Here is a 407-nt window from a genome sequence, read left to right on the forward strand (position 1 = left end):
CGCTGGCGCAAGCCCGGCCGCTGGCGGCGCGCATCGCCGCGCTGGGCCGCCGGGTGGAACTGCTGCCGCTGCTGGAAATCGAACCCTTGCCCGAGCCGGCCGCGCTGCTGGCCGCGCTGGCGCGGCTGTGCGCGCCGCAGCCGGGCTATCAACTGGTGGCCTTCGTCTCGCCCAACGCCATCGACGCCGCCTTCGCGCACATTCAACAGTGGCCGGCCGGCGTCAAGCTGGCGGTGCTGGGGGAGGGCAGCCGCGCCGCGCTGGCCGCGCACGGCGTCACGCCCGACACGGCCGACATCGTCAGCCCGGCCGACAGCGCCCACAGCGACTCCGAACACCTGCTGCAAACGCTGGACCTGGCGGCGCTGCGCGGCCAGCCGGTGCTGATCGTGCGCGGCGAGAGCGGG

1 protein-coding gene is annotated in these 407 nt (G+C 75.4%); it reads left to right on the forward strand.

Features of this window, described 5'->3' with window-relative positions; translation table 11 throughout:
- Nucleotides 1-2: 2 nt before the first annotated feature.
- Nucleotides 3-407: uroporphyrinogen-III synthase (locus tag GTP90_RS36125; protein ID WP_254452202.1), on the forward strand; the 405-nt coding region annotated here is incomplete at its 3' end.

The sequence above is a fragment of the Duganella vulcania genome, assembly GCF_009857655.1.
In the GTDB taxonomy this organism is placed as follows: domain Bacteria; phylum Pseudomonadota; class Gammaproteobacteria; order Burkholderiales; family Burkholderiaceae_D; genus Rugamonas; species Rugamonas vulcania.